At 70.3% G+C, this 26,763-nt stretch carries 22 protein-coding genes; 18 read left to right on the top strand and 4 right to left on the bottom strand.

The window, feature by feature from the left end:
• Positions 1 to 42: 42 nt before the first annotated feature.
• Positions 43 to 474 carry a 30S ribosome-binding factor RbfA gene (rbfA, locus tag ACFWCK_RS10785; RefSeq protein WP_233309562.1) on the top strand — a complete coding sequence of 144 codons (432 nt, stop codon included), beginning with the start codon at positions 43 to 45 and terminating at the stop codon, positions 472 to 474.
• Between the two features lie 329 nt (positions 475 to 803).
• The gene (locus ACFWCK_RS10780) at positions 804 to 2,855 is read left to right on the top strand and encodes a LuxR C-terminal-related transcriptional regulator (RefSeq protein WP_378805793.1); all 2,052 of its coding nucleotides are present in this window, start codon (positions 804 to 806) and stop codon (positions 2,853 to 2,855) included.
• A gap of 32 nt (positions 2,856 to 2,887) precedes the next feature.
• Here the strand turns inward: ACFWCK_RS10780 and ACFWCK_RS10775 are convergent, their stop codons facing one another.
• On the bottom strand, positions 2,888 to 3,784 hold the full coding sequence (locus ACFWCK_RS10775) for an A/G-specific adenine glycosylase (protein ID WP_378805792.1): 897 nt from the start codon (positions 3,782 to 3,784) through the stop codon (positions 2,888 to 2,890).
• 88 nt (positions 3,785 to 3,872) lie between these two features.
• On the opposite strand from ACFWCK_RS10775, the gene truB reads away from it, so the two are divergent.
• The 6 genes from truB to ACFWCK_RS10745 all read left to right on the top strand — a co-directional run bounded on the left by truB (position 3,873) and on the right by ACFWCK_RS10745 (position 10,282).
• Positions 3,873 to 4,769, top strand: a complete 897-nt coding sequence (truB, locus tag ACFWCK_RS10770) for a tRNA pseudouridine(55) synthase TruB (protein ID WP_378805791.1) — start codon at positions 3,873 to 3,875, stop codon at positions 4,767 to 4,769.
• Positions 4,766 to 5,137: a hypothetical protein gene (locus ACFWCK_RS10765; RefSeq protein WP_233309569.1), complete on the top strand. Its 372-nt coding sequence runs from the start codon at positions 4,766 to 4,768 to the stop codon at positions 5,135 to 5,137. The genes truB and ACFWCK_RS10765 overlap by 4 nt, the downstream gene beginning before the upstream one ends.
• A 138-nt stretch (positions 5,138 to 5,275) precedes the next feature.
• Entirely contained in the window at positions 5,276 to 5,704 is a 429-nt protein-coding gene (locus ACFWCK_RS10760) for a hypothetical protein (protein ID WP_378805979.1), read from the top strand.
• Positions 5,701 to 6,678, top strand: coding sequence for a bifunctional riboflavin kinase/FAD synthetase (locus ACFWCK_RS10755; RefSeq protein WP_378805789.1), 978 nt, complete (start codon positions 5,701 to 5,703; stop codon positions 6,676 to 6,678). The genes ACFWCK_RS10760 and ACFWCK_RS10755 overlap by 4 nt, the downstream gene beginning before the upstream one ends.
• Before the next feature lie 214 nt (positions 6,679 to 6,892).
• Positions 6,893 to 9,037, top strand: a complete 2,145-nt coding sequence (locus tag ACFWCK_RS10750) for a DEAD/DEAH box helicase (protein ID WP_378805788.1) — start codon at positions 6,893 to 6,895, stop codon at positions 9,035 to 9,037.
• Between the two features lie 216 nt (positions 9,038 to 9,253).
• A complete protein-coding gene (locus ACFWCK_RS10745) occupies positions 9,254 to 10,282 on the top strand; it encodes an ATP-dependent 6-phosphofructokinase (RefSeq protein ID WP_378805787.1) in 1,029 nt (342 codons plus the stop codon).
• 220 nt (positions 10,283 to 10,502) lie between these two features.
• Here ACFWCK_RS10745 and ACFWCK_RS10740 read toward each other — a convergent pair whose 3' ends face one another.
• Positions 10,503 to 11,339, bottom strand: a complete 837-nt coding sequence (locus ACFWCK_RS10740; RefSeq protein WP_378805785.1) for a DUF559 domain-containing protein — start codon at positions 11,337 to 11,339, stop codon at positions 10,503 to 10,505.
• A gap of 227 nt (positions 11,340 to 11,566) precedes the next feature.
• Positions 11,567 to 13,696 carry a S9 family peptidase gene (locus ACFWCK_RS10735; protein ID WP_378805784.1) on the bottom strand — a complete coding sequence of 710 codons (2,130 nt, stop codon included), beginning with the start codon at positions 13,694 to 13,696 and terminating at the stop codon, positions 11,567 to 11,569.
• 167 nt (positions 13,697 to 13,863) lie between these two features.
• On the opposite strand from ACFWCK_RS10735, the gene ACFWCK_RS10730 reads away from it, so the two are divergent.
• From ACFWCK_RS10730 to ACFWCK_RS10690, 9 genes are all read left to right on the top strand, one after another.
• Positions 13,864 to 15,102 carry an inorganic phosphate transporter gene (locus ACFWCK_RS10730; protein ID WP_233309579.1) on the top strand — a complete coding sequence of 413 codons (1,239 nt, stop codon included), beginning with the start codon at positions 13,864 to 13,866 and terminating at the stop codon, positions 15,100 to 15,102.
• Positions 15,099 to 15,431 carry a peptidase gene (locus ACFWCK_RS10725; protein WP_233309581.1) on the top strand — a complete coding sequence of 111 codons (333 nt, stop codon included), beginning with the start codon at positions 15,099 to 15,101 and terminating at the stop codon, positions 15,429 to 15,431. The genes ACFWCK_RS10730 and ACFWCK_RS10725 overlap by 4 nt, the downstream gene beginning before the upstream one ends.
• 63 nt (positions 15,432 to 15,494) lie before the next feature.
• On the top strand, positions 15,495 to 16,397 hold the full coding sequence (locus ACFWCK_RS10720) for a metallophosphoesterase (RefSeq protein ID WP_378805783.1): 903 nt from the start codon (positions 15,495 to 15,497) through the stop codon (positions 16,395 to 16,397).
• 127 nt (positions 16,398 to 16,524) lie between these two features.
• Positions 16,525 to 17,985, top strand: coding sequence for an aspartate ammonia-lyase (locus tag ACFWCK_RS10715; protein ID WP_233309583.1), 1,461 nt, complete (start codon positions 16,525 to 16,527; stop codon positions 17,983 to 17,985).
• 153 nt (positions 17,986 to 18,138) lie between these two features.
• Positions 18,139 to 19,407, top strand: a complete 1,269-nt coding sequence (locus ACFWCK_RS10710) for an extracellular solute-binding protein (protein ID WP_378805782.1) — start codon at positions 18,139 to 18,141, stop codon at positions 19,405 to 19,407.
• Between the two features lies 1 nt (position 19,408).
• Positions 19,409 to 20,368 carry a carbohydrate ABC transporter permease gene (locus ACFWCK_RS10705; RefSeq protein WP_378805780.1) on the top strand — a complete coding sequence of 320 codons (960 nt, stop codon included), beginning with the start codon at positions 19,409 to 19,411 and terminating at the stop codon, positions 20,366 to 20,368.
• A 3-nt stretch (positions 20,369 to 20,371) separates the two neighbouring features.
• A complete protein-coding gene (locus tag ACFWCK_RS10700) occupies positions 20,372 to 21,235 on the top strand; it encodes a carbohydrate ABC transporter permease (RefSeq protein ID WP_378805779.1) in 864 nt (287 codons plus the stop codon).
• 23 nt (positions 21,236 to 21,258) lie between these two features.
• The gene (locus ACFWCK_RS10695) at positions 21,259 to 23,097 is read left to right on the top strand and encodes a glycoside hydrolase family 3 protein (RefSeq protein WP_378805778.1); all 1,839 of its coding nucleotides are present in this window, start codon (positions 21,259 to 21,261) and stop codon (positions 23,095 to 23,097) included.
• A gap of 39 nt (positions 23,098 to 23,136) precedes the next feature.
• On the top strand, positions 23,137 to 24,252 hold the full coding sequence (locus ACFWCK_RS10690; RefSeq protein WP_378805777.1) for a LacI family DNA-binding transcriptional regulator: 1,116 nt from the start codon (positions 23,137 to 23,139) through the stop codon (positions 24,250 to 24,252).
• 19 nt (positions 24,253 to 24,271) lie between these two features.
• Here ACFWCK_RS10690 and ACFWCK_RS10685 read toward each other — a convergent pair whose 3' ends face one another.
• Positions 24,272 to 25,141, bottom strand: coding sequence for a fumarylacetoacetate hydrolase family protein (locus tag ACFWCK_RS10685; RefSeq protein ID WP_233309594.1), 870 nt, complete (start codon positions 25,139 to 25,141; stop codon positions 24,272 to 24,274).
• Positions 25,142 to 25,200: 59 nt separating this feature from the next.
• Between ACFWCK_RS10685 and ACFWCK_RS10680 the strand changes: the two genes are divergently transcribed.
• The gene (locus tag ACFWCK_RS10680) at positions 25,201 to 26,592 is read left to right on the top strand and encodes a PrsW family intramembrane metalloprotease (protein WP_233309595.1); all 1,392 of its coding nucleotides are present in this window, start codon (positions 25,201 to 25,203) and stop codon (positions 26,590 to 26,592) included.
• Positions 26,593 to 26,763 lie beyond the last annotated feature (171 nt).

Here is a 26,763-nt window from a genome sequence, read left to right as displayed (position 1 = left end):
GCGCTCGCGTTCAGCGGGGGCGAAAAGTGAGAGGGTATGGGAATGGCCGGAGAACGACAGGCACGACTTGCGGATCGCATCCGCGTCATCCTCGCTGAGCGGCTGGAGAAGGGGCTGCGCGACCCGCGCCTCGGCTTCGTGACGATCACCGACGTGCGCGTCACGGGTGATCTGCAGCACGCGTCCGCGTTCTACACCGTGCTGGGCACGGAGGAGGAGCGTGTGGCGTCTGGGGCGGCGCTCACCTCAGCGACCGGACTGCTGCGCAAGGAGGTCGGGCGCCAGCTCGGCATTCGCCTCGTGCCCACGCTCGAGTTCATCCCCGACGCGCTGCCCGAGAACGCCGACCACATCAGCGATCTGCTCCGGCAGGCGCGGGAGCGTGACGAGGAGGTCGCCGGCATCGCCGCGTCCGCCGCGTTCGCGGGCGAGGAAGATCCGTACGTGAAGCCCCGCGAGGGCGACGAGGAGTGAACCGATCACACGGTGCCATGGCGCCGTGAGGTCGTGACGAGAGGTCCCGGGGCGATGTTCCCCGGGGCCTCTCGTGCGTGAGCGGATCCCGTCTCCGGCGAGAACCGCCTTATTCGACAGAGTCCAAGAAGTTGGGATCCGCGGTCGTCTCTTGTTAGCATCCAACCCACGTGCGCGAGGTGGCGTGCGATGACGGCGGGGGCTGCGCGGCGATGAACGGCACGACGACGGGCAGGACCGGGGAACGGACGAGGATCCGGGCCACCGGTGCGCCGTCAGGCGGAACCTTCGAACGTGCGGCCGGCGGCCTCCATGATGCCGCGCCGCACGTGCGCGCTGCGATCGACCGCGTCTGCGGAGCAGACCCGGTCGCGGCCGCCGAGATGCTGGCCGCGCTGAATCCTGAACAGCGCCGGGGATGGCGTGCGCTGCCGGAACCCCTTCCCGCGGTCCCGGCCCTGGAGGCGCACGCGCGGCGCGCGCTGCCTCCGGATGCGGATCCGGAACGAGTGCTCGAGCTCGCCCTGTGCGGGGCCGGATCGGCGCAGGCGCTGAGCGCGATCGCGGGGTGCGGGCCGGAGGGGCTGGCGCGGTCGCCGTTGGCCGGGCTCGCCGAGCTGCACGGCGGGCGGTTCCGCTTCACCGATGCGGCGCTGCGCACGCAGGTGCTGGCGGCGGCGACGGCGCAGGACAGACTGCGCGCACACCAGCGACTCGCACTCGTGCTCGTCGAAGCAGGGGAGGACGATGCCGCACTGTGGCACCGCGCCCGGGGCGCCGTGGCCGGTGATCCCGCGCTCGTCGAGCCCCTCATCCGGCTGGCGGGCATGGCGCTGGGCGACGGGGACGCCGAGCGTGCCTGGTCGTGTGCGGCGGAGGCCGCGGAGCACGCGCAGCCGGGCACGCCCGCGCACGCGAGAGCGCTGCTGAGCAGCGGACGTGCGGCACTGGCCGGCGGGTGGGTGGCGGACGCCCTGGACCGCATCGAGCAGGCGCTGCGCATCGAGGGCGGACATCGCGGTGAGGCGACGTCGGCCTTCGTGCTCGCCCATACGCTGCGGCACGGCGCGGTGCCGGCGCCCGATCCGCTGGTGCCGGACGACGCCACCGGCTCGGGATTCCGGCTCGCCGCGGCCCTCGGTGCCTCCCTCGGTGCCGAGCGGGGCGACCGCGAACGCAGTACCGCGTGGCTCACGGTGGCAGGGCGGCTCGGTCAGGACCCGGATGCGCGAGCGACTCTGCTGGCCTGGTGCGATGCGATGGCAGGCGACGCGGATGCGGGGACGATCGAGGACGGCGGTGCGGCCCAGCGCGTGTCGCACGCCCTCTGCGCGGGCCTCGGCGGTGATCCCGACGCCGGCGTGCGAGCGCTGGCCGAACCGGGCACGATCCGCCAGGAGGACCCGGTGATCGGCCTGCACGAGCAGAGCCCGCTGCTGCGCGCCCGCCGTGCGGTCGCCGAGGTGCTGCTGCATGTCTGGGCGGGACGGATCGGCACTGCGCATGAGCGTCTGGCCGTCTCCGCGGCGGACCTCCCTGTGGCGCTGCCGTTCGCCGGCCTCGCCGTGGCGCTGTCCCGACGCCTGGACCTTGCCGTGGACGGCCGCATCGGAGCGCTGTCCCACGAGCTCGCCGCCGCCGTTCCGTGGTCCCAGGAGCCCGATGGGTTCGTGGATCGAGCCATCGACGCCTATCTGCAGGGGCGCAGCGACGAGGCCGCCGTGCACATGGGGCTGTGGACGGACCGCGGCAGACCCTCGGAGCCGCTCGGTCTTCCCGGGCTGGACGAGATCGGCCCGCTGGGTGCGCCGGCCGCGCCCGAGCCTCCGGAGGCGACGGCGGCGCGAACGCTGCGCGAGCGCGTCCGCGCCGCGCGCGAGTCGTCCTGGCGCACCGATCTCGACGCGGTCGCCGAGGAGAGTCGGGAGATCCGCTCACCCTTCGAACGCGCACGGGTCGAGGCTCTGCTGGGCTCGACGTGCGCGGCGCGGGGCGATCGCGGCCGTGGCGTGCGGCACCTGCGCGCCGCACGGAGCCTGTTCGAGGAGTCCGGGGCGCGGGCATGGCGCGGCATGGTCGATCGACGGCTGCGGATGATGGCCGAACGCCGGCAGCGTGCGACAGAGGCCGCAGGCGAGACGGGAGGCGTCCCCTCGTCGCTGGAGGTCTGCCGTGCGACATGGGAGCCGGTCCTGACCGCCCGTGAACTCGAGGTGGCTCTGCTCATGGCCGAGGGGCGCACGAATCGGGAGATCGCGCTCGCGCTGCATGTCTCGGTGCGGACCGTGGAAGTGCATGGCGGCCGGATCTTCGCGAAGCTCGATGTGCGCACCCGCCACGAGCTGACCGTGCTCGCGCATCGCACGGATCAGCATCTCTGAGGACCGCGCGGGTCGGGGCGGCCTGCGGCGGGTCAGCGCGGCAGCAGCAGCTCGTAGTCCGCGGCCTCGAGCAGACCGTCCGCGATGAGCGAGTCGATCGCGCGGTCGCGCTGGATCGGATCCGGCCAGTCGGCGAGGACGGCGCCGGCGGGCAGACGGTGGCCCTCAGCGTGCCGGAGCGCGCGGAGCACGCCGCCCCGGGCCTGCCGATCCGATCCCTCGTACTTCGCCTGCCGTCGCCGCCGATCCTCGCCGTCGGGGAAGCCCGCGGCGCGCCATGCGCAGATCTCGGCGAGCGGGCACCGCGCGCAGTCCGCGCTGCGGGCCGTGCACACGGTCGCGCCGAGCTCCATGGCCGCCGCGTTCACGATTGCGGCCTGCCCCGCGTCGTCGGGCAGCAGCGCGAGCATGTCGGCCAGATCGCGATGGGCGGGCGGATCCGGCTGGGCGCGCCCGTGCACGGCGCGGGCGATCACTCGCCGCGTGTTGGTGTCGACGACGGGGTGACGGTCGCCGAATGCGAACACCGCGACCGCGCGGGCCGTGTAGTCGCCGATGCCGGGGAGCGCCAGCAGTGCGGGGACGTCGCGCGGGGTGACCCCGCCGTGCTCGTCGCGGATCGCGACCGCGGCCCGGTGCAGCCACAGCGCCCGCCGCGGGTAGCCGAGGTTCGCCCACTGCTGCAGCACCTCGGCGGGGGTCGCCGCGGCGAGCGAGATCGGATCCGGCCACCGTGCGAGCCACGCCTCCAGATGCGGGATCACTCGGTTCACCGGGGTCTGCTGCAGCATGAACTCGCTCACGAGCACACCCCATGCCCCGTAGGCGGCCAGGTACTCGGGCCTCCGCCAGGGCAGGTCGCGCGCGTGCTCGCTGTACCAGGCGATCAGCGCGGACGCGATCGGCGCAGAGGCGGGGGAGTCGGGCACGGGACTCCACGCTACCGCTCCGCCGCACGGCACGGCGCCGAAGCGGAGCCGGTCGGATCCGCGTAGTCGGGGCCTCTAGGCTTGGGGTATGGCAACCAGCGGGATCCTGCTCGTCGACAAGCCGGGCGGGATGACGAGTCATGACGTCGTCGCCCGCACCCGGAGGGTGTTCGGCACTCGCAAGGTCGGGCACGCCGGCACACTCGACCCGATGGCCACAGGCCTGCTCGTGGTCGGGATCGAGGCCGCGACGCGTCTGCTCGCGTTCGTGGTGGGCGCCGACAAGACGTACCACGCCACGATCCGCCTCGGCCAGAGCACGAGCACGGACGACGCGGATGGCGAGATCACGGCCTCGGCCGACCCCGAGCGCGTCTCCGCGATCGCCGCCCACGAGATCGCCGCGGGTATCGCCGCGCTCACCGGTGCGATCTCGCAGGTGCCCAGCGCCGTCTCCGCCATCAAGGTCGACGGGCGCCGGGCATATGACCGGGTCCGCGCGGGGGAGGACGTCGTCCTCGCGGCCCGTGACGTGGTGGTGTCCCGCTTCGAGGTGCTCGATGACCGCCCCGGTGACGGAGGCGTGCGAGACGTCGACGTGGTCGTGGACTGCTCGTCCGGAACCTACATCCGCGCCCTCGCCCGTGATCTCGGTGCAGCATTGGGCGTCGGGGCCCACCTCACGGCGCTGCGCCGCACGCACGTCGGTCCGTTCGATGTGGCCGACGCGTCCTCCCTCGACGGCCTGGCCGAAGCCCGGCCGCTGACCGCAGCGGACGCTGCGGCGCGGATCCTCCCCGTCCTCGAAGTCAGCGCGCAGGAGGCCGTCGATCTGCGTCACGGCAAGCGACTGGCCGGGCAGCGCGCCAGACTCGAGGGGCCGCGCGCCGCGGCGATCGATCCGGACGGCGTGCTGATCGGGATCGTGGAGCGCCGCGGCGACGACCTGAAGAGCGCCATGAACATGCCGGAGGGGGCATCATGATCCTCTGGTTCACTGTCATCCAGCTCGCGGTCGCGGTCGCCGCAGGCCTGTTCTGCCTCATCATGGGCTTCGCGGGAAAGCGGCCGAACGACTGGACCGTGGGATCGCTCGCCCTGATCGAGCTGCTGCTGATCGTGCAGGTCGTGATGGCGATCGTGTCGCCCTTCACCGGGAACCCCGCCCTCGGCGACCCCCTCGAGTACGGTGTGTATCTGGTCTCCGCGGTCCTGCTGCCGATCGGCGGGGCGATCTGGGCGCTGCTCGAGCGCTCCCGCTGGAGCACGGTGATCATGGGCGTGGTCGCGTTGTCGATCGCGGTCATGGTGTGGCGGATGCAGGTGATCTGGACGACGCCGATCGGCGGCTGAGCGTGCGGGGCGTGCGGACCGCCCGCCACCGGGTTCCGTAGAATGGACCGTGCCATGTGCACTGCGCGAGCCTCGACCCCGTCCGATTCCTCCGCTCCCGACTCGGAGGGTTCCTCCGTCGTACCGGCTCGCCCCCGCATGCGCGGTGTGGGCCGCGTACTGGTGATCGTGTACGCCGTGATGGCACTGGGCGCCACCGGCCGGTCCTTCGTGCAGATCGCGCGCGCCTTCGACCAGGCACCGCTGGCGTACTCGCTGTCGGCGGTGTCCGCCGTCGTCTACATCGTCGCGACGCTCGCGCTGATCGGATCCGGCCGCCCGGCGTGGTACCGCGTCGCCTGGGTCGCGATCGCCTTCGAACTGGTCGGCGTGCTGGTCGTGGGTACGCTGAGCCTCACCCACCCGGCGCTCTTCCAGCACCAGACGGTGTGGTCGCAGTTCGGCCTCGGTTACGTGCTGATCCCACTGTTCCTGCCGATGGTCGGGCTGTGGTGGCTCATCACGCACCGGCCGTCCCGCACCGTGGCGGCGGCGAACGCCGGCACGGCGGACGGATCCGGCGCATGATCGTGTTCCGCGACCCGGCCGAGGTGCCGGCGGACTTCGGACGCACCGTGGCCGCGATCGGCAAGTTCGACGGTGTGCACTCCGGTCACCGCGCGGTGTTCCGGCGCGCGCAGCAGGACGCGGCGCGCATCGGGGCGAAGACGGTGGCGGTGACCTTCGATCGCAACCCGCTGAGCGTGCTGCGCCCGGACCGCTGCCCGGACGATCTGGTGTCGGTCGAGCGCAAGATCGAGCTCCTCTCGGCATGCGGATTGGATGCCGTCCTGGTGCTCACCTTCGACGAGCAGCTGGCCTCGCGCACGGCGGAGGACTTCGCCCAGGCGATCCTCGTCGACGCCCTGCACGTCGCCACCGTCCTCGTCGGCCGCGACTTCCGCTTCGGCAGCGGCGGCAGGGGAACCCCAGCGCTGCTGGCCGAGCTGGGCGCTCGGAGCGACTTCACCGTCGATGTGATCGAGGATGTCTTCCTCCGGGGCACCGACCGGCGGGTCTCCTCGTCCTGGGTGCGCGAGCTGCTCTCGGCGGGCGATGTCGCGCTCGCGGGTGCGGTGCTGGGACGTCCGGTCTCGGTGCGCGGCGAGGTCGTGCACGGCCTGAAGCGCGGCCGCGAGCTCGGATTCCCGACCGCGAACCTTCCTGCCCTGCTCGACGAGATGGTGCCGGCGGACGGCGTCTATGCGGGCCGGCTGGTGGACCACGCGACCGGGGTGGTGCATCCTGCCGCGATCTCCGTCGGGACCAACCCCACCTTCGACGACGTGCTGCAGCGCCAGGTCGAGGCGCACGCGATCGACAGCCCGGGCCTGGACCTCTACGGTCACGACGTGACGGTGGAGTTCACCCACCGGCTGCGCGGGATGACGGCGTTCGACAGCATGGACGCGCTCGTCGCGGGCATCGCCTCCGACGTCGCTCAGGCCCGTATCCTGCTGGGTGTGACGGAACCGGATCCGGCGAACTCGCCCGCCGAGTGACCGCATCGGCCCTCGCGTGGCGTAAACTGACCGCGAACCCGTTGTGATCGACGTGCGCGATGCACGCCTGCGGGGTTCTCGTCCGCTCGGTCTGCGATGCCTCTCGGCAGCCGCCCGTCCGCGGACACGCATCGTCAGGACGGATCATCGTCCGGACGGTCATTTTCGGACAGTCGCCGTCCTCTCGGAGACGGCATCCACGCTCAGGAGGAGCATGCCGACCACGGCGACCGCCACCCGGCGGAAGAAGACGTCGCGTCGAGACGAGGACGCGCCGCTGATCCCGATCCTCGCGCGCAAGGTGCGCGAGATCGAGGCCAAGGCCCAGCACGGGAAGCTCGGCCCGACGAATCGCGTCAAGTTCCAGGTGATCGCGTTCCTGGTGCGCGAGGAGCGCGCCAGAGCCAAGGGCGACGCCGAGCTCGGCGACGCAGCCCGGGCGGAGCAGCTCAAGCGCCTGGACGGCGTGGCCACGATCCTCGCGAAGACCGCCGCGCGCGACACGTCGCTGATCCAGCTGCTCGAGGCGGATCAGGCCACGAGCCCGGTCGCGAAGCGGATGCGCCGCGACTGGCTGCTGGAGTCCGGCGCCGAGCTCGCGCCCGAGGAGCTCGTCATCGCCGATGTGATCCGCGTGCAGCAGGCGCCCGTGGTGCCGGCCGCGCTCGCCGAACGGCAGGTGACCCCGCCGTCCGTGGAGTCGCGGATGCTGGCGAACCCGTTCCTGGCGCCCGATCTCACACCCCGGCCCGCGTCCACGCCGCGCCGCCGGCTGGACGGCTGGGAGCTCATGGGGCCCCTGTACAAGGCGTTCGAGTCGGGGGCGGGCGGGGCCACGGCCTCGATGGAGCTCCCGCCGCTGCCCGAGTACGACCACCTCTCGCCGAAGGGCCTCGAGGTGATGGTGCACCAGTCGCGCTTCCTCGAGTCGGTGCGGGCCGGGCATCGCTCGTTCCTGCTCGCCGACGAGCCGGGTCTCGGCAAGACCGCGCAGTCCGTGCTCGCGGCGTCCATCGCGCACGCCTACCCGCTGCTCGTGGTCGTTCCGAACGTCGTGAAGATGAACTGGGCGCGTGAGGTCGAGCGGTGGACGCCGCAGCGCCGTGCCGCCGTGATCCAGGGCGATGGCCAGGATGTGGACGCCTTCGCGGACATCTTCATCGTCAACTACGAGATCCTCGACCGGCACCTCTCCTGGCTGGGCGAGATCGGCCTGCGCGGCATGGTGGTGGACGAGGCGCACTTCATCAAGAACCTGTCCTCCCAGCGCTCGCAGAACGTCCTCGCGCTCGCGTCCCGGATCCGCGAGCAGTCCGCAGGCGCGCATCCGCTGCTCATGGCACTGACCGGCACCCCGCTGATCAACGATGTCGAGGACTTCGACGCGATCTGGCGTTTCCTGGGCTGGACCAACGGCGAGCGCCCCTCCGCGGAGCTCGCGGACAAGCTCGACGCCACCGGACTGACGCCCGCGGACAAGTCGTTCTACGGCGAGGCCAGGGACGCGGTCATCTCGATGGGCATCGTGCGCCGCAAGAAGAAGGACGTGGCGGCCGACCTGCCGGACAAGCTCATCGCGGATCTGCCCGTGCAGCTGGACGACGAGTTCGGGCGCGGGATCCGGCAGGCCGAGGCCGAGCTCGGCGCGCGGATGGCGGCGAAGTACCGCCGGATCATCGAGGCGCGCGGAGACCGGGGCCTCGCCCACGGCGAGATCGACGAGGACATCGTCCGGCTCGTCGCGCACGGCGAGCTGGAGGAGTCGAAGGCGGCAGGCACGGGCGGGGACAACGTCTTCACCATGGTGCGCAAGATCGGCCAGGCCAAGGCCCTTCTCGCCGCGGACTATGCGGCACAGCTGCAGCGCTCCGTCGGCAAGGTGGTGTTCTTCGCCAAGCACGTGGACGTCATGGATCAGGCCGAGGCGCACTTCGCCGCGGCCGGCATCCGCTCGGTGTCGCTGCGGGGCGACCAGACCGCCGTCGCCCGGCAGCAGGCGGTCGACGCGTTCAACGGCGACCCCGACGTCGGGATCGCGGTGTGCTCGCTCACGGCGGCCGGCGTCGGCGTGAACCTGCAGACCGCGTCGAACGTGGTGCTCGCCGAGCTCAGCTGGACCGCGGCGGAGCAGACCCAGGCGATCGACCGCGTGCACCGGATCGGTCAGGACGAGCCGGTCACCGCGTGGCGGATCATCGCGGCGCACACCCTCGACACGAAGATCGCCGAGCTCATCGATCAGAAGCAGGGCCTTGCGGCCCGGGCGCTGGACGGCGAGGCCGTGGGGGAGGGTGCGAGCGAGCCGGTGCAGCTGGCGGCGCTCATGCACCTGCTTCGTCAGGCGCTCGGCGGCGACTGAAACCCGGCCGCCCGAAGTTGTCAAGAACGGCGCTTCTTCTCCTGATTTCCGGAGTCGAGGCGCCGTTCTTCTTCAAGAAGGCGAGAAGTCCGTGAGGAGCCGTGTAAGAACTCCGCTTTTCGGTGGTTCGGAATGGCGCCGGGCAGTCGATCGGCACTAGGGTCGAACGAGGCAACGGCGCCGCGCTTCCATCCCCTTCCCTCCCGAGGACGACCCATGAAGATCGGCATCCTGACCAGCGGTGGCGACTGCCCCGGCCTGAACGCGGTCATCCGCGGCATCGTGCTCAAGGGCACCACGACGTACGAACTGGAGTTCGTGGGAATCCGCGACGGCTGGCGCGGTGTCGTCGACGGCGACTTCTTCCCGCTCACCAGGCACGAGGTGAAGGGGCTGAGCAAGGTCGGCGGCACGATCCTCGGCACCAGCCGCACCAATCCGTACGAGGGCGCGCGTGGCGGCGCCGAGAACGTCGCGAAGACGCTGTCCAAGCACGGCATCGACGGCATCGTCGCGATCGGCGGGGAGGGCACCCTTGCCGCGGCGGACCGCCTCTCGAAGGACGGCATCCAGGTGCTGGGCGTGCCGAAGACCATCGACAACGACCTGCGGGCCACCGACTACTCGTTCGGCTTCGACACGGCGGTGAACATCGCCACCGACGCCATGGACCGCCTGCGCACCACCGGCGACTCGCACCAGCGCTGCATGATCGCAGAGGTCATGGGTCGCCACGTCGGATGGATCGCGCTGCACGCCGGAATGGCCGCGGGTGCGCACGCGATCTGCATCCCCGAGGTGCCGATGTCGATCGAGGAGATTTGCGACCTCGTCACCGGCGCGAGCGACCGCGGCCGCGCACCGCTCGTCGTGGTGTCGGAGGGGTTCAAGCTCAAGGGCATGGATCAGGCCTTCAGCGACAAGGGGCTCGACGCCTTCAACCGCCCCCGGCTCGGCGGCATCAGCGAGATCCTCGCGCCGGAGATCGAGAAGCGCACCGGCATCGAGACCCGCTCCACGGTGCTCGGCCACATCCAGCGCGGGGGCTCGCCCTCCGCCTTCGACCGCGTGCTCGCGACGAGGCTCGGGCTGCACGCCGCGGACGCCCTCGTCGATCAGGCCTGGGGTCAGATGGTCGCGCTGCGCGGCACCGACATCGTGCGCGTCCCGTTCGCGGAGGCGCTCGGCGAACTCAACACCGTGCCGCTGCAGCGTTACGAAGAGGCCGCCGCCCTGTTCGGGTGAAATGCGGCCGGCGGGGAGTCGGCTTCGCGTGCCGCCGCCGGCATCCTGTCCGGATCCCGAGATCACGTATCCTCACCGAAATCAGGACCATCTGCCTCGAATCCTCCTGATCCGGGTCGTTCGTCCTGATCTCGGGATGTGGATTCCGGATGCGGATCCGAAATCCGCACCGGGGACGTGGACCCCGCTCGCGGTTCGCAGTGCGGGCGCGGTACCTGGATCAACGTGAACCGAGGTGGCGTGCCTGTGCCATCGCTGCTCGCACCGTGTCCTGCACAAAGCGCGGCTCGAACATGAGCTGGGCGTAGTCGAAGCGCAGCACTAAGAAGCCCCGCAGCGCAAGTCGGGCATCCGCGCGCAGATCGCGTCGGCGGTCCTTGGCGCTGCTGTGGAACTGAAACCCGTCGAGCTGCACGACCAGGCGGTCGCCGATGAGCGCATCGACGGGGTGCCCGTCGATGATGATCTGCTGACGCACGACGACCCCGATCTCGCGCATGAGCGCGACGAAATGCGTCTCGAGCCCCGAGTCGGACAGGATGTCGGCTGCTCTCATGAGCCGCCGGGCGCTCTCGGAGCGCCACCGTACGCTGCGCAGCACGTCGATGCTGATCTTCTTCTTCCGGATCGCGGATTCCCAGACTGCCAGGGCGTCGGCTGCGCTCAGGCAGCGCGCGACGTGGAAGAGCACATTGATGAGGGGGTCCACGACCTCTTGGGCGGAGGCCGGCGCCGGGCCGGATCCCCAATGCAACCGCACCCCGTCGCTGTCATGCCGGGAGGCGTTGGCGGCCACGGTGATGTGCACGTCCGGATCCCGCGGCGCCCAGAGTCCCTGCGCCGCCGCCTGTGTCACGCAGGTCACCCGTCCGCCCAGTTGCGCCGCGCGAATGCGCTCGGGTGGGGCATCGGGCAGCACGATCCAGGACCTGCGCACCCGGTCGACCGTGCCGATCGAGGCCGCCGCAGCGAGCGAATGCTTGCTGAATCCCGCCTGGTACAGCGCGGAGGTGTGCGAGACGCCGCCATGTGCGGCGAGCCAGGGAAGCAGGTCCATTCATCCAGACTGGACGCACGGGGGCCCGATCACCGGTTATCCACAAGGGATACGACGATTGCGGTGTGTGGAGGACGAACGCCCGGCGCCGAGATCAGGAGGAACGACCCAGCGCAGGACGATATCCGGCGGATCCTCCTGATCTCGGTCGCTCGTCCTGATCTCGGGACACAGATCCAACTGACCGGCCGGCCGCCGGGCCGGTCCCGGGGCGCTCGTCGCGCTCGTCAGTCGGCGACGCCCAGGCGGTCCAGGATCCAGGCCAGCTCGAAGGCGCGCTCGCGCCAGGAGTTGTACCGGCCGCTGACGCCGCCGTGGCCGGCCACCATCTCGCACTTGAGCAGCACGTCGTCCGCCCCTGCGTCGCGCAGGCGGGCCACCCACTTGGCGGGCTCCACGTAGAGCACGCGCGTGTCGTTGAGCGAGGTGACGGCGAGGATCGACGGGTAGGCCACGCCGTCGCGCACGTTCTCGTACGGCGAGTACGACTTCATGTACGCGTACACCTCGGCGTCGTGCAGCGGGTCGCCCCACTCGTCCCACTCGATCACGGTGAGGGGGAGGGACGGATCCAGGATCGTCGTCAGCGCATCCACGAACGGCACCGAGGCGAGGATGCCGCGGAACAGCTCGGGGGCGAGGTTCGCGACGGCGCCCATGAGCAGACCGCCCGCGCTGCCGCCCTCCGCGACCATCCGGTCCGGGGCGGTGATGCCGGTCTCGACCAGATGGCGCGCGCACGCGACGAAGTCGGTGAACGAGTTGGCCTTCTGCCCGAGCTTGCCGTCTTCGTACCACTGCCGGCCCATCTCACCGCCGCCGCGCACGTGCGCGACCGCGAAGACCACGCCGCGGTCCAGGGCCGACAGGCGCATGACCGAGAAGCCGGGGTCGATCGAGTGCTCGTAGGATCCGTAGCCGTAGAGGTGCACGGCGCGGGGCTCGGCCCCGGGCTCGCCGAAGGAGCGCTTCCACACCAGTGAGACCGGGATGCGGGCGCCGTCCGGGGCGATCGCCCAATCGCGGCGCTGTCCGTAGTCGGCCGGGTCATAGCCGCCGAGCACGGGCTGGCGCTTGCGCAGGTGCAGCGTGCGGGTCGCCAACTCCAGGTCGTAGACGGTGGAGGGGGTGACGAACGAGCCGTAGCCGAGGCGCAGGAACGGCGCGGCCCACTCGGGGTTGCCGCCGAAGCCCGCCGAGTACAGCGGCTCATCGAAGCCGAGCTCGTCCAGCACCCCCGTCGCCGGATCCATCAGGGCGATGCGCTCGAGCCCTTCGAAGCGGTAGGCCACGACGGTGACGTCGCGGAACGCGTCCACGTCCAGCAGCCGGCGGCCCGGGGTGTGCGGCAGGATCGCCCGGCGCTCGCCCTCGGGGTCGGACACGGAGACCGCGACGAGCTCGAAGTCCAGCGCGTCGTCGTTGTGCAGGATGAGCAGTTCGTCGCCGCCGTCGACCACGGCGTGCTCGACCGCGTACTCGACGCCCTCGCGCCGCGGCCAGACCACGCGCGGCGGTGCGGTGAGGTCGTCCAGATCGACGAGGTGCTCCTCGCTCGTGATGCTGGAGCCCACGCCGATCACGAGGTAACGGCGGCTCCGGGTGATCCCGGCGCCGAGCCAGAACCGCTCGTCGGGCTCGTGGAACAGCTGCACGTCGTCGGTCACGGGCGTGCCGACCCGGTGCAGCCACAGGGTGTCCGGGCGCCAGGAATCGTCGACGGTGGTGTAGATGATCGCGGCGCCGTCGGGCGTGAAGAAGGCGCCGGACGTCCCGGGGATCTCATCGGGCAGCGTCTCGCCCGACCGCAGGTCGCGGACGTGCACGGTGTAGCGCTCATCGCCCTCGAAGTCCGTCGACCAGAGCAGCCGGGTCGCGTCGTCCGAGACGTCGAACGCGCCCATCGCGAAGAACTCGTGCCCCTCCGCCTCGACATTGCCGTCGAGCAGGACCTGCTCGCCGGCGACGGGCGTCGCAGCGTCCAGCACCGGCGGGGTCCAGTCGTCGGGGGAGGAGACCGCCGCACGGCACTGCAGGCCGTACTGCTGCCCCTCGACGGTGCGGCCGTAGTACCACCAGTCGCCGCGCCGGGTGGGGACCGACAGATCGGACTCCTGCACGCGTCCCTTGATCTCCTGGAACAACGTCTCGCGCAGCGGCTCGAGGTGCGCCAGACGCGCGTCGGTATAGGCGTTCTCGGCCTCGAGGTGCGCGATCACCTCGGAATCGTCCTTCGCGCGCAGCCAGTCGTAAGGATCGTCGAACACGTCCCCGTGATGCGTGCGGATCAGCGAGCGGCGGGCTGCGCGGGGCGGGACGAGGGTGGAAGGAGCCGAGGTGGCGGGGACGGAGGTCACAGCACAACGCTAGCCGCTGCGGCTCGGCCGAGGTCCTTCGCGGCGGCGGATGGCGTCGAGTTGACCGGCCTGGGTCGGGATGGGAGGATTCAACCGGCCCGTTAACGGATGCTGTACTCCCGGTGAACTCTTCGTTCGTCACGTCCCTCCACTTACGAAAGCGAACGGTGGAAACCGCAGCCCTCATCGTCGTGCTGGTGATCCTGCTGGCACTCTTCTTCGACTTCACCAACGGGTTCCATGACACGGCGAACGCCATGGCCACCCCGATCGCGACGGGTGCGCTCAAGCCGCGGACCGCGGTGATGCTCGCGGCCGGACTGAATCTCGTCGGCGCCTTCCTGTCCACCGAGGTCGCCGCGACCGTGTCCGGCGGCATCATCCAGGAGGATTCGAGCACCGCGCATCTCATGCCGTCGCTCATCTTCGCCGGCCTCATCGGCGCGATCACCTGGAACATGCTGACCTGGCTGCTCGGACTGCCGTCCAGCTCGTCGCACGCGCTGTTCGGCGGACTGATCGGCGCCACGCTGGTCGGCGTCGGGCTCAGCGGAATCAACTTCGGCGTCGTGCTGTCCAAGGTCGTGCTGCCGGCGCTCATCGCGCCCCTCACGGCCGGGCTGATCGCCTACCTCGCCACCAAGCTCGCGTATCTGATCACGCGTCGGTACGACGGCAGGCCCGATGGGCGGAGCGGCTTCCGCTGGGGACAGATCTTCACGTCCTCGCTCGTCGCGCTGGCACACGGCACGAACGACGCGCAGAAGACCATGGGCGTGATCACTCTGGCGCTGATCTCGGTCGGCTGGCAGGCGCAGGGCGACCACCAGCCGCATATCTACGTGATCGTCGCGTGCGCGTTCACGATCGCGCTGGGCACCTATCTCGGCGGCTGGCGCATCATCCGCACCCTCGGCAAGGGCCTGACCGACGTCAAGCCGGCACAGGGCTTCGCGGCGGAGACCTCCACCGCGGCGACCATCCTCGCCTCCAGCGCGCTCGGCTTCGCGCTGTCCACCACGCAGGTCGCCTCGGGATCCGTGATCGGATCCGGACTCGGCCGGCGCGGCTCGGCCGTGCGCTGGCGTACCGCCGGCCGCATCGCGATCGGCTGGGTGCTCACGCTTCCTGCGGCGGGTCTGGTCGGAGCGATCGCCGCGTTCATCGTGGTCGTCGGCGGCGGCTGGGGTGTCCTGATCGATGCGATCCTCGCCCTCGCGGTGATCATCGCGCTGTTCCTGCGCTCGCGCCGCAACGCCGTCACGGCCAACAACGCGTTCAGCGAGGTCGCCGACTCCGGTCTCGCCATCGAGGTGCCCGAGGAACCGCCGCTGACCCCGCGACAGGCCAGGGCGCAACGCGCCCGTGAACGCGCGAAGGCCAAGGAGAAGGGGACGGGACGATGACCGTCGTCATCCACTGGGAGGCGTTCTTCCAGGTGCTCGGCGCCGCGCTCGTCGGCACCCTCCTCGTCGTGGGCTTCTACGCGCTCGGCCTTCGCCTGCTCGTGCGCGCGGGCAGGGTCCCCGTGGTCACGCCCGCCGAGTTCACGGACGCGATCACGGTGATCAGCGAGAAGGAGGCCAAGCGCGCCGCGAAGGCGGCCGCGAAGGCCGCCCGCAAGAGCCCGCTCACGGTCGCCCAGAAGACGCTGGCCCGGATCGCGGCCTACGCGTGCTTCGCCGTCTGCGCGGCGGCGGTGCTCGGCGGCATCCTGCTCATCGTCGTGAAGTAATGCCCGCCCGGGCCTGCGCGGCGCCGTCCGGGGAGGCCGCCGTCGCGGCGTTAACCTGAGACCATGACAGTGCAGTTCGGCCGTTACGCCTCGCCCACGCACACCCTGGTGCACGTGAGCGACCCGCACCTCCTGGCCGGGGGAGCGGCGCTGGGCGGACGCTTCGACGTGGACCGCACCTTGGCGCGCACACTCGCGGCGATCGAGAGAGCGACGGACAGACCTGACGCGATCGTCGTGACCGGCGATCTGGCCGATCTCGGCGAGCCGGACGCCTACCGTCGGCTGCGCGCGGTGGTGGAGCCCGTGTCCGAACGACTGGGCGCCCCGGTGATCTGGGTGCCCGGCAATCACGACGAGCGCCCGGCGATGCGAGAGCATCTGCTCGACGTCGCGCCCAGCGAGGAGCCGGTCACCGGCGTCTGGGATCTGAACGGTCTGCGCGTGATCGCGCTGGACTCCACGGTCCCCGGCTGGCACCACGGCGACGTCGATGCGGAGCAGCGCGCGTGGCTGGCCGACCAGCTGCGCATGCCCGCACCGCACGGCACGCTGCTCGCGATGCACCATCCGCCGGTGCCCAGCCACATCCCGTTCTTCGACATCCTCGAGCTTCGCCATCAGGACGAACTCGCCGAGGTGCTGCGCGGATCCGACGTCCGCGGGATACTCGCGGGGCACCTGCACTATTCGCTGCACGCGACGTTCGCGGGCATCCCGGTGAGCGTGGCATCCGCCACCTGCTACACCATGGATGTCGCCAGCCCGGGCGACCGGGTCAACGGCATGGACGCGGCCCAGTCCTTCCAACTCGTGCACGTGCGGCCCGAGACGATCACGCACACCGTCGTCCCCGTGGTCGAGGCGACGCCCGTCGACACCTTCAGCCCTGAATGGGTCGAGCGGATGGCGCAGCTCACACCCGAGGAGCGGCTGGAGGCGTTCTCGCGCAAGCCGGGGCGGTGAATCGGCACCGCGACTTTCGCCGAACCGGAGACGCGGGCATCGGCACTTCGCCGAAGCGGCGATGGGTGCCCGGGTAGGATGGACGCATCCCCCTTCCCTGTTCGCCATCACCCACGAGGATGTGTCCATGGCCGCCGTTGCGCCTGCCACCCGTACCGAAACCGACTCCCTGGGAAGCAAGGAGATCCCTGCCGACGCGTATTGGGGGATCCATACGCTCCGCGCCGCCGAGAACTTCCCGATCACGAAGCGCCCGATCTCCGTCTACCCGGAGCTGATCGAGGCACTCGCGATGGTCAAGCAGGCCAGCGCGCGCGCGAACAAGGAGATCGGCACGCTCGACGCGGAGAAGGCGGACCTCATCGACGCCGCCGCGCAGAAGGTGATCAACGGCGAGTTCCACGACCAGTTCATCGTCGGCGTCATCCAGGGCGGCGCCGGCACCTCGACGAACATGAACGCGAACGAGGTCATCACCAACATCGCGCTCGAGCTGGCCGGCCGTGAGAAGGGCGACTACGCGTTCCTCTCGCCGATCGACCACACCAATCGCAGCCAGTCGACGAACGACGTCTACCCGACAGCGGTCAAGATCGGGCTGTCGCTGAACCTGCGCTCCCTGCTCGACGAGCTCGACCTGCTGCGTGTGTCGTTCCTGAACAAGGCGCGCGAGTTCCACGACGTGCTCAAGGTGGGCCGCACCCAGCTGCAGGACGCCGTCCCGATGACCCTCGGCCAGGAGTTCCACGGCTTCGCCTCGACCCTCGGCTACGACCACACGCGCCTCACCGAGAACGCCTGGCTCATGTACGAGATCAACATGGGCGCCACCGCGATCGGCACCGGCATCACGACGCACCCGGCCTATGCGGCCTCGGTGCTGAAGCACCTGCGTGAGATCTCGGGTCTGGACCTGGCCACCGCGAGCGACCTCGTCGAGGCCACCAGCGACACCGGATCCTTCATGTCGTTCTCCTCGTCGCTCAAGCGCAACGCCATGAAGCTCTCCAAGATCTGCAACGACCTGCGTCTGCTCTCGTCGGGCCCGCAGGCCGGTCTCGGTGAGATCAACCTGCCTGCCATGCAGGCCGGCTCCAGCATCATGCCGGGCAAGGTCAACCCGGTCATCCCGGAGGTCGTCAACCAGGTCGCCTTCGCGGTCGCGGGAGCCGACGTGACGGTGACGATGGCCTCCGAGGCCGGTCAGCTGCAGCTCAACGCATTCGAGCCGGTGATCGCGCACTCGATCTTCCAGTCCATCACCTGGATGCGCCAGGCGATGTGGACCCTGCGCGTGAACTGCGTCGACGGCATCACCGCGAACCGCGACCGCCTGGGCGCCATGGTCGGGTCCTCGGTCGGCGTGATCACGGCGCTCACGCCGTTCATCGGCTACGCCGCCTCGGCCGCCCTCGCCAAGACCGCGCTGCTGACCAACCGCAACGTCGCCGACCTCGTGGTCGAGGCAGGTCTGATGTCGCGCGATGAGGTCGCCAAGCAGCTGTCGCCGGCCCGGCTGTCGGGGCTGGAGACGATCACCGCGGCGATCCCGGTCATCCCCTCCAAGGACGTGGACGCCGGGGCCTGACCCGACGCGCAGCCCGAACGGCCCGCCACTCGTAGAGTGGCGGGCCGTTCGGCGTTCTCAGCCTTGCGCTCTCGCAATCTATGCGCTTAGATCAACGGAGTACGAGAATCTATGCGCTTAGATTCAGTCGATGGACGCTTCAAGGAGGAAGACGTGAAAAGCAGGACAGCTCTGGCCGGGATCGCGGCTCTCGCAGCGATCGGCCTCGCGCTCACGGGGTGCGGTCGTGCGGACGGCGGGTCCTCCGCCCCCAGCGCCACCGCGGTACAGCTCGACGACGCACCGGCCAAGGGAACCATCACGATGTGGGCCATGGGAGCCGAGGGGGAGGCCCTGCCCGACTTCGTCAAGACCTTCGAGAAGGCGAACCCCGGCGTCACCGTCAAGGTCACCGCGATCCCCTGGGATGCCGCGCACAACAAGATCCAGACCGCGATCGCGGGCGGCAACACCCCGGACATCGCGATGATGGGCACCACCTGGATGGCCGACTTCGGGGACTCCTTCGGCACCGTCCCCGCCGGGATCGACACGTCGGGGTTCTTCGACGCGGCGGTGAGCTCCACCAAGATCGGCGACCGGGCCGCGGGCATCCCCTGGTACGTCGACACCCGCGTGCTGTACTACCGCACCGACATCGCCGCGAAGGCCGGCTGGACCAAGGCTCCGACCTCGTGGGAGGAGCTGCAGAAGATGGCGGCGGACATGCAGTCCCAGGGCGGGGCGAAGTGGGGGATCCGCATGCCCGCCGGCAACGACTCCTTCCAGGGCGCGCTGTGGATGCCGTGGTCGGCCGGTGCTGAGGTGACCGATGGCAAGAAGTGGACGCTCGACACCCCCGAGATGACCAAGGGCATCGAGTACTACAAGAGCTTCTTCGACAAGAAGCTCGCGGATCCGAACGCCGACACGTCCGCAGGGGCGGTCGAGTCCGAGTTCGTCGCCGGCACCACGCCGATGGTCGTGGAGGGTCCGTTCCTCCGGGGCCAGCTGGCCTCGGTCGGCGGTGCGGACTTCGCGAGCAAGTACGCCACGGCGGTGCTCCCGGCCGACAAGTCCTCGGTGTCGTTCAGCGGCGGTGCGAACCTCGTGGTCTTCAACGGCAGCAAGAACGCCACCTCGGCGTGGAAGCTCGCGCGCTGGCTGGCGGATCCGAAGGTACAGGCCGATTTCTACGCCGCGACCGGCGATCTGCCCGCGGCGAAGGCTGCGTGGCAGGAGAAGTCCGTCTCCTCCGACACGAGCCTGTCGACCTTCGGCACCCAGCTGGAGACGGCGAAGGCTCCGCCCGTCACGACCTCCTGGGTACAGGTGGCGGCCAAGGGCGACCAGGCGCTCGAGTCGATCCGCCGCGGCGGGACCTCGGTCGCGGACGCGCTCAAGAAGCTGCAGTCCGACGCCGACACGATCGGACTGAAGTGAGATGACGTCCACCGTCCTCCCCGCCGCCGGAACCCGGACGGGCTCCGGCGGCGGGAACGACCGGGCGGGCGGGGGCATGTTCGCGGCCGCCCGCCGCCGCCGGGCGCTCATCGCGTGGGGCTTCGCCCTGCCGTTCGTGCTGGTCTTCGGCGTGTTCATGATCGTGCCGATCGTGGGCTCGTTCGCGATGTCGTTCACCGACTTCACCGCCCGGGACATCGGCTCGCCGTTCGCCGTGGACGCCGTCGGTCTGCAGCAGTACGTCGCGCTCTTCCGCGATCCACGGTTCCTCACCTCGCTGGGGGTCACGGGCGTGTTCGTGGTAGTGGGCATCCCCGTCACGATGATCGTCGCGCTGGCCCTCGCCCTTGCCCTGAACAGCGGCAAGGGACGTCTGGTGTCCTTCTTCCGGGTCGGGTTCTACGCGCCCGTGGTCACCAGCATCGTGGCCGTCGCCGTCGTCTGGCGCTACATCCTGCAGCCGGACGGCCTGCTCAACACCGCGCTCGCGGCGATCGGCATCGCAGGGCCCAACTGGCTGAACGATCCCGCCTTCGCCCTGCCGTCGCTCATCCTCATGGCGGTGTGGCGCAACGTCGGCACGCTCATGGTCATCTTCCTCGCGGGGCTCCAGGCTGTGCCGGAGGACGTCACGGAGGCGGGGATCATGGACGGCGCGTCGCCCTGGCGGCGGCTCATCTCGGTCACCCTGCCGCTGCTGCGCCCGACGCTCCTCCTCGGGGCGGTGCTCATCTCGGTGGGATACCTGCAGTTCTTCGAGGAGTCCTTCGTGATGACAAAGGGTGGTCCCCTGGACTCGACGCTCTCGGTGGCGTTCTACACCTACCAGCAGTTCGGATTCGGCGAGTACGGCCTCGCGTCCGCGGCCAGTTACGTGCTGTTCCTCGTGATCGCGCTCGTGAGCCTGCTGCAGTTCCGCCTGTTGCGATCGAAGGACTGACCCATGGCTCTCGCACAGACAGAAGCCCCGATCCGGCGCCGCCGTGCCCGGCGGCTGAGCGGCCGGGCGACGTCCTATGCCGTGCTGACGGTTGGGCTGGTGATCTGGCTCGTCCCCTTCGTCTGGATGGTGCTCGGGTCCGTCAAGACGCAGGGCGAGATCCTGCGCCGTCCGCCGACCTGGTGGCCGCAGGCGCCGACCGGGGAGAACTACGCGCAGTGGTTCGGGCCCCTCGACTTCTGGCACTTCTTCGGCAACAGCCTGATCGTGGCGCTCGTGACGGTGCTCGGCAACCTCGTGTTCTGCTCGATGGTCGGCTATGCGCTCGCGAAGATGGAGTTCCCCGGCAAGCGGATCCTGTTCGGCGCCGTCATGATCACGCTCATGGTGCCGGGCGTGGTGACCTTCGTGCCGCTGTTCGTGATGGTGTCCAAGCTCGGGCTGGTCAACAGCTATCCCGCGCTGATCCTGCCCTTCATCACGGCGCCGCTCGGGGTGTTCCTGATGCGCCAGTTCATGGCGGGGATCCCGGACGCGCTGCTCGAGGCCGCGCGCCTGGACGGCGCAGGGGAGTGGCGGATCTTCCGCTCGGTCGTGATGCCGCTGTGCGGACCGCCACTGGCGACGCTCGGGATCCTGACCTTCCTGGGCTCCTGGAACAACTTCCTGTGGCCGCTCGTGGCGGCGCAGACCGAGGACATGTACACACTGCCGGTCGCCCTGTCGCTGTACTCGACGGGCCAGAACGCCACCGACTACGGGCTGCTGCTGGCAGGCTCCGTGCTCGTGATCGCCCCGATCCTGCTGCTCTTCGTCTTCCTGCAGCGGTGGTTCATCCGGGGCGTCGCCACCACGGGCTTGAAATGACGCAACGAGGGAGAGGGACATCCATGAGGGATGAGTTTCGGACGACGGACGAGGGCGTGCGCTTCCGCGACCTCAACGGCAACGGAGTGCTGGATCCGTACGAGGATCCGCGACTGAGCGCCGAGGAGCGGGTCGAGGACCTGCTCGCTCGCCTGTCGATCGAGGAGAAGATGGGGCTCCTGTTCCACACCGTCATCGAGATCGGCGACGAGGGCGAGCTGCGCGAGGAGCCCGGCGCGATCTCGAAGTCACCGACCTCGGTGGTCGTACTCGACAAGCACCTCACGCATTTCAACGTGCACGGCATGCGCACCGCGCGGGAGGGTGCGCGGTGGAACAACCGGCTCCAGGCGCTCGCGGTCCGCAGCCCGCACGGCATCCCGGTCACCATCAGCACCGACCCCCGGCACGCCTTCGTGGAGAACTCGGGCGTCGCCTTCGCCGCCGGCCCGTTCTCGCAATGGCCGGAGCCCCTGGGGCTCGCCGCCCTGGACGACGTCGAGCTGGTGCGGAGGTTCGCCGAGATCGCGGGTAGGGAGTACCGCGCGGTGGGGATCCGGATGGCCCTCCACCCGCAGGTGGATCTGCCGACCGAGGCGCGCTGGGGGCGACAGGCGCAGACGTTCGGCTACGACGCCGAGCGCGTCGCCGAGATGACCGGGGCGTATCTCGAGGGCTTTCAAGGTGCGCACCTCGGTCCCGACAGCGTCGCCTGCATCACCAAGCACTTCCCGGGCGGCGGTCCTCAGCTGGACGGCGAGGACGCGCACTTCCCCTACGGTCGTGAGCAGGTGTACCCCGGTGGGCGCTTCGAGGAGCATCTGCGTCCGTTCGTCGAGGCGATCCGTCGCGGCACGGCGGGGATCATGCCGTACTACGGGATGCCGGTGGGGCTGGTGCGCCACGGGGAGCCGATCGAGGAGGTCGGCTTCAGCTACAGTCGGCAGATCGTCACCGGCCTGCTGCGCGAGGAGCTCGGCTACGACGGCGTCGTCCTGAGCGACTGGGAGCTCATCAACGACAACCAGGTCGGAGATCAGGTGCTGCCGGCGCGGGCCTGGGGCGTCGAGGAGCTGTCGCCGAGGGAACGGCTGCTGCGACTGCTGGACGCCGGCGTCGATCAGTTCGGCGGCGAGGAGTGCGTCGAACTGCTGAGCGATCTCCTCGCCGAGGGGGCGGTGACGGAGGAGCGGATCGACCAGTCGGCGCGGCGCATCCTGCTGGTGAAGTTCCGCCTCGGGCTCTTCGATGACCCGTATGTGGACGAGGACGAGGCCGAGCGCATCGTCGGCGCCGCGGAGTTCCGCGCCGAGGGGGAGCGCGCTCAGGCCGAGTCCGTCACCGTGCTGCAGAACCGAGAACGCACGCTGCCGCTGTTCCGCGACGGGCGTCCGAGGATCTACGCCGAGGGCGTCGCTACCGAAGCGCTCGCCGAGTACGGGGACCGCGTCGCGGCTCCCGAGAATGCGGACGTCGCCGTGGTGCGGATCGCCGCGCCATTCGATCCAAGGGACGACCTCTTCCTGGAGGCCTGGTTCCATCAGGGCTCCCTCGAGCTCCCGCCGGGCCTTGTCGCGCGGCTGCGCCGGGTCGCCGCGCACTGCCCGCTCGTGGTCGTCGTGAACCTCGACCGTCCTGCGATCCTCACACCGCTCGTGCCGTTCACCGCTGCGATCGTGGTCGAGTTCGGCACCTCGGACACGGCCCTTCTCTCGGCGCTCTCCGGACGGATCCCGCCGCGAGGCGTGCTCCCCGTCGACATCCCGCGTTCGATGGACGCAGTGCGGGCGGCGTTCGCGGACGTGCCGGACGGCACCGAGGACCCCGTCTTCCGCCGCGGCACCGGCCTGACGATCGGCTGACCGCGCGCTCAGTAGAATCACTCCGAAAGCGAGGTGCTCATGGCGTCGAGCCGACCCACCGTCTACGACGTGGCGCAGCGGGCCGGAGTGTCGATCGCGACGGTCTCCTTCGCGTTCCGACGGCCCGACCGGGTGCGCGAGGACACGCGCCGCCTCGTCCTCGAAGCGGCGCGTGAGATCGGCTACGTGCCGAGCGGATCGGCGCGGAGCCTCGCTCGCGGGCGCACAGGAGTGCTCGGGCTGCATCTCTTCGACATGCTGCTCGACCAGGAGCCCGGTGCATCGCCTTCGGCGGACGGCACCGGCCGGGTCGACCTCGACGAGCTCGACCTCGACGCGGACACGGTCACCTGGGACGTCGCCGCGGACGAGCGGGAGAGCGATCCGCGCACCTTCCCGCTGTACGTCGACGAGGTGCAGCGAGGCTTCGTGCTCGAGTGCAAGCGCAACGGCACAGCGGTGCTGCTCTCCAGCGGCGGCGTGGGCGTCTCCGACCTGGCCGACACCGCAGGCCGGGTGGACGGTCTCGCGATCCTCCCCGGACGTTCGACGGCGGCGGCGATCGAGGCGGTGGCCGCGCGGGTGCCGGTCGTGCAGCTGAGCAAGCGCGCGGGCATCGGCCACCGCGTCACGGTGGACAACGCCAGAGGCATGCGGATGCTCGTGCAGCACCTGCACGACGTGCACGGCGTCGGATCCTTCGGATGGGTCGGGGCCATCGCCGAGGACGATCTGGACGAGCGGCGCGAGGGGTTCCTCGCCGCGGTGCAGGACATCCGGGGAGCTCGCGCCGAGACCCTCGACGACGCCGACCTGGAGCGGACGCCCGCCTACCCGGTGCTGCGCGACCGCGCTGCAGCAGGGACGCTGCCCGGCGCCCTGGTCTGCGGCAGCGACCAGACCGCGCTGCGCGTGATGGACGTGCTCCGCGGCGAGGGGATCCGCGTACCCCAGGACGTGCTCGTGACGGGCTTCGACGGCATCATGGCGAGTCGGCTCTCGACGCCGACGCTCACGACAGTGCGTCAGCCGATGGAGCTGATGGGACGCATCGCCGCCCACCTGCTCCTGACGGATCCCGGCGACGGGACTGCGCCGCCGCGCACCGTGAGGCTCGCGACGGACCTCCGCGTGGGCGGCAGCTGCGGATGCTGATCCTCGCTCCGGCGGAGGATCAGTCCAGGATCCGGCAGTGCGTCGTGAGCTCGCCGATCCCGTCGATGCCGACTGTCACGGTCGAGCGGTCGCGGAGGAAGATCTGCGGGTCGCGGGAGTAACCGGCACCGCCCGGGCTGCCGGTCGAGATCAGGGTTCCGGGACGGAGCGTGAGCGAGCGGGACAGGTGGGCGATGAGCGCGGAGACGGGGCGCACCATCTGCTCGGTCGAGGCGTCCTGCACCCTGTGACCGTCGACGACGGTCCAGATGTGCAGATCCTGCGGATCGGGGATCTCGTCGGCGGTCACGACGACCGGCCCGGTGGGGGAGAAACCGTCGAACGACTTGCAGCGCGACCACTGCGCCTCGGCGAACTGGATGTCGCGCGCGGTGATGTCGTTGACGACGGTGTAGCCCCAGACGTGGTCCAGGGCGTCCTCGGCGGACACGTCCTTCGCAGCGGCGCCGATCACGACGCCGAGTTCGGCCTCGTAGTCCACGGACTCCGACAGCGCGCGCGGCCACGACGTGGTCTGCTCGTGGCCGGCCAGGGAGTTCGGCCACAGGGTGAACACCGTCGGTGCCGTGTCGGTCTTCAGCCCGAGCTCGCTCGAGTGCGCGGCGTAGTTGAGCCCGACGGCCAGGACGACCGGCGGAGCGAGGACCGCGGCGCTGTAGGCGAAGCCGTCCAGCGCGTGCACGGGAGCCTCGCCGCGGGCGTGCGCGTCGCGGACGGCGTCGAGAAGGACGTCGCCCCCTTCGATGAGCTGCTGGAGGGTGGCAGGGGCCGGATCCACGAGATCGGAGACGAGCGTCGCCCCGGCACCGTCGATGACGGCGAGGGCGGGAAGGTCGGATTCGGGACGGCGCAGATGAGCGAACCGCATGCCTCCACGCTACCGGGCGCTTCCGGTGCCCTGCCGCGGTGAGCCTCTAGGCTTTGGGCATGAGCTTTGGAGGACACGGCGATCCCGCCGCGCAGCGCCCTGCCTCGCGCCCGTCGACGCCCGCATCGACGCCGTACCAGCCGCCCTCCGCCGCGCAGACCTCGCCGCAGGTTCCGCAGCAGCCCGTGGGCGCGTACCAGCCGCCGCAGTTTGCTCAGCAGCCGCAGTACGTCCAGCCCCAGAACTATCCGCAGACGGCATCGACGCCGATCGCGCCGGTCTACGGCTCGGTGCTCGCGCAGCGGCCGGAGCACCACGGCGCCGTCGCCTACGACGCTTACACGCCGCCCGCTCCCGTTCAGGCGGTGCCTGCTCTTCCCGTGCCGTCCGCGAAGGGGCGGCACGCCTCCGTGTGGGCCTTCGGCGCTCTCGGTTTCGTTCTTCTCGGTCTCATCGCCTACTTCGTGTGGGCGCTCGGCCCTGCCGCGTCGATGATCGGCATGGTCCTGGCGCTCGTCCCGCTGACGATCGTGTTCTTCGGCGTGTTCTTCATCGATCGATGGGAGCCGGAGCCGAAGTCGCTGGTCGCGTTCGCGATCGCCTGGGGCGCGATCGCCTCCGTGGGTCTCGCTCTCGCCGTCGACCTCTTGCTCACTCTGCTGTTCGGACAGCGCGGCGACGATCTGACGGCCGTGTTCCAGGCGCCGATGGTCGAGGAGACCGCGAAGGGCCTCGGCGTCTTCCTGATCTTCGTGATGGCGCGTCGCAGTTTCGACGGCCCCATCGACGGGATCGTCTACGGCGCCCTGGTCGGCGCCGGATTCGCCTTCACCGAGAACATCCAGTACTTCGCGATCAGCCTCATCGAGGGCGGGGCGCCCGATCTGACCGTCACGTTCGTGCTGCGCGGGCTCATGTCGCCCTTCGCCCACGCGATGTTCACGTCGGTGACCGGCTTCGCGATCGGGCTCGCGGCGCGTCGCGGAGCTTCGGCGGGGCGTGCGCTCGGTTTCGGCGCGCTCGGACTGCTGGGCGCGATGGCACTGCACGCGCTCTGGAACGGCTCTTCGATGATCGGCAACTTCTTCGTGCTCTATCTCGTGCTGCAGGTGCCGCTGTTCGTCGGCTTCATCATCGTGATCATCCTGCTGCGCAAGGAGGAGGCGCGGCTCACCTTTGCCCGGCTCAGCGACTACGCGACGGCGGGGTGGTTCACCCCGCAGGAGGTGTCGATGCTCGCGACGCCGGCAGGTCGTCGCGTCGGCCTGCAGTGGGCGTCGGGACTGCGGGGCGACCGCCGTCCGGTCATGCGCGGGTTCATCAAGGATGCGACCACCCTGGCGTCCGTACGGCAGCGCATCATCACCGGACGGGATCCGCTGGCGACGCAGGACGAGCAGGTGCTGCTCCAGCGCACGCACGCGGCGCGCGAGGCCCTGCTCTCGGTCTGAGAGCACGCGAGAGGTTTCGGCTCGCTCCGCTCGCTCAACCCTGCTACGACGAGGGCTCAAGTCCGCTACGCGGCCGTGAGCCCTCGCGTAGCAAGACTCAGCGCCCGGTGCTGCGGCGATGCCTGCAAGTCCTCCGGGCGCTGAGTTGATCTGAAGACAGGTTGCACCCGC

The sequence above is a fragment of the Microbacterium sp. NPDC060117 genome, from assembly GCF_042729315.1.
Taxonomy (GTDB): Bacteria; Actinomycetota; Actinomycetes; order Actinomycetales; family Microbacteriaceae; genus Microbacterium.
This window is presented reverse-complemented; position numbering and strand designations above follow the sequence as displayed.

What these genes read in the sequence shown, in the direction of transcription:
- rbfA (WP_233309562.1), top strand. Translation starts at nt 43, where the DNA reads ATGGCCGGAGAACGACAGGCACGACTTGCGGATCGCATCCGCGTCATC.
- truB (WP_378805791.1), top strand. Translation starts at nt 3,873, where the DNA reads ATGGCAACCAGCGGGATCCTGCTCGTCGACAAGCCGGGCGGGATGACG.
- ACFWCK_RS10765 (WP_233309569.1), top strand. Translation starts at nt 4,766, where the DNA reads ATGATCCTCTGGTTCACTGTCATCCAGCTCGCGGTCGCGGTCGCCGCA.
- ACFWCK_RS10760 (WP_378805979.1), top strand. Translation starts at nt 5,276, where the DNA reads ATGCGCGGTGTGGGCCGCGTACTGGTGATCGTGTACGCCGTGATGGCA.
- ACFWCK_RS10755 (WP_378805789.1), top strand. Translation starts at nt 5,701, where the DNA reads ATGATCGTGTTCCGCGACCCGGCCGAGGTGCCGGCGGACTTCGGACGC.
- ACFWCK_RS10750 (WP_378805788.1), top strand. Translation starts at nt 6,893, where the DNA reads ATGCCGACCACGGCGACCGCCACCCGGCGGAAGAAGACGTCGCGTCGA.
- ACFWCK_RS10745 (WP_378805787.1), top strand. Translation starts at nt 9,254, where the DNA reads ATGAAGATCGGCATCCTGACCAGCGGTGGCGACTGCCCCGGCCTGAAC.
- ACFWCK_RS10740 (WP_378805785.1), bottom strand. Translation starts at nt 11,339, where the DNA reads ATGGACCTGCTTCCCTGGCTCGCCGCACATGGCGGCGTCTCGCACACC.
- ACFWCK_RS10725 (WP_233309581.1), top strand. Translation starts at nt 15,099, where the DNA reads ATGACCGTCGTCATCCACTGGGAGGCGTTCTTCCAGGTGCTCGGCGCC.
- ACFWCK_RS10720 (WP_378805783.1), top strand. Translation starts at nt 15,495, where the DNA reads ATGACAGTGCAGTTCGGCCGTTACGCCTCGCCCACGCACACCCTGGTG.
- ACFWCK_RS10715 (WP_233309583.1), top strand. Translation starts at nt 16,525, where the DNA reads ATGGCCGCCGTTGCGCCTGCCACCCGTACCGAAACCGACTCCCTGGGA.
- ACFWCK_RS10705 (WP_378805780.1), top strand. Translation starts at nt 19,409, where the DNA reads ATGACGTCCACCGTCCTCCCCGCCGCCGGAACCCGGACGGGCTCCGGC.
- ACFWCK_RS10700 (WP_378805779.1), top strand. Translation starts at nt 20,372, where the DNA reads ATGGCTCTCGCACAGACAGAAGCCCCGATCCGGCGCCGCCGTGCCCGG.
- ACFWCK_RS10695 (WP_378805778.1), top strand. Translation starts at nt 21,259, where the DNA reads ATGAGGGATGAGTTTCGGACGACGGACGAGGGCGTGCGCTTCCGCGAC.
- ACFWCK_RS10690 (WP_378805777.1), top strand. Translation starts at nt 23,137, where the DNA reads ATGGCGTCGAGCCGACCCACCGTCTACGACGTGGCGCAGCGGGCCGGA.
- ACFWCK_RS10685 (WP_233309594.1), bottom strand. Translation starts at nt 25,141, where the DNA reads ATGCGGTTCGCTCATCTGCGCCGTCCCGAATCCGACCTTCCCGCCCTC.
- ACFWCK_RS10680 (WP_233309595.1), top strand. Translation starts at nt 25,201, where the DNA reads ATGAGCTTTGGAGGACACGGCGATCCCGCCGCGCAGCGCCCTGCCTCG.